The sequence below is a fragment of the Bartonella sp. CR84HXZ genome, from assembly GCF_042194535.1.
GTDB classification, from domain to species: domain Bacteria; phylum Pseudomonadota; class Alphaproteobacteria; order Rhizobiales; family Rhizobiaceae; genus Bartonella; species Bartonella grahamii.
Genome location: NZ_JBHIMY010000124.1, coordinates 1 through 632, shown reverse-complemented (window position 1 = coordinate 632; position 632 = coordinate 1). Strand labels below are relative to the sequence as shown.

General features: G+C 38.8%; 1 protein-coding gene. It reads right to left on the bottom strand.

Annotation, left to right across the window (positions count from 1 at the left end; genetic code table 11):
• Positions 1-11: 11 nt before the first annotated feature.
• A partial coding sequence (locus tag ACFIKD_RS09735; protein ID WP_375647948.1) for a hypothetical protein occupies positions 12-632 on the bottom strand: 621 nt, incomplete at its 5' end.

Sequence of the window (632 nt, the reverse complement as noted above, 5' to 3'; positions counted from 1 at the left end):
CCACGCGTTATTTAAGCAGCGTCTTTTAGTGACTGATTATCATCACAGATATCATTACGAATTTTTGCACGGCTATTGACAACAGCATTGCCATAAATTTGCACATGATGATCAATATTTGATTTGCCATAGACCTTGGCATGATCATAAATCCTTACAAAGCAACCAACACGAGCCGATCCAGAAACCTTGGCATGACCATAGATACTTGAATAATCCTTAATCCAGGCATTACAAAAAACATGGGCATTATCATAAACGCGCGCCCAGACATAAATGCGTGACTTGCCATATATACGAGCATTGCCAAAAATATAGCCACAAACATAGGCACTTTCATAGACACGGGCATTGTCATAAACCTTGGCACCATTAGAAATAGTAGCATTATCACTAATTACGGCATAACCATAAACATGCCCACAGACCTTAGCGTTATCATGAATTTTTGCATTATCATAAATATGAGCGGTTGTATCAAAAACCAATGCCTTGCCATTAACGATAGCATTGCCATACACCTTGGCACCTCTAAAGATTTTCGCATCATTATAGATTTTAGCATTTTCATAAACAGTTGCATTGAAAAGAACCGCGGCATTATCATAGACCCAGCAATTGCCATCATGGGA